Annotated in this window: 1 protein-coding gene; it reads right to left on the bottom strand. The window is 51.8% G+C overall.

Going from position 1 to position 483, the window contains the following annotated elements; all coding sequences use genetic code 11:
* Positions 1-55 precede the first annotated feature (55 nt).
* Positions 56-483, bottom strand: a 428-nt coding sequence (locus tag ACTHUM_RS19200) for a 3-dehydroquinate synthase family protein (RefSeq protein ID WP_440403874.1), incomplete at its 5' end; no start/stop codon positions are given.

Below are 483 nucleotides of genomic sequence, written 5' to 3'. Positions count from 1 at the left end.
GTCTGAAAATGACTTTCAGACGGCCTTTGGTTTTAAAGCAAACCTACTTCATTCCTCACAAATATGGCTGCAAGGTTTGGCGGAGGATTTCCATATCGGTAATTTCGGTGATATTGGCTTTGCCCAAGTATTCCAAGCCGACAAAACGCATGATGCCGCTGCTGACTTTTTTGTCGTGGCTCATGTGTTCAATCCATTTTTCAAAGGAGAAAACAGGCGGCGCAGACGGGAGGGAGGCGGCATCCATTAAAGCGGCAATGCGGTCGGTATCGGCTTGTTGGGTTTTGCCCAAGATTTGCGACAAACGGGAAGCGAGGATGCAACCGGCGGCAACGGCTTCGCCATGCAGCCATACGCCGTAGCCCATTTCGGCTTCGATGGCATGGCCGAAAGTGTGGCCGAGATTCAGCCATGCGCGGATGCCCTGCTCGGTTTCGTCTTGGGCAACAATATCGGCCTTCATTTTGCAGCAATGGTAAACGG

It is taken from the genome of Neisseria sp. P0021.S006 (assembly GCF_051956895.1).
Note: the sequence above shows the minus strand (reverse complement) of the source record. Positions and strands in the feature narration are given on the sequence as shown.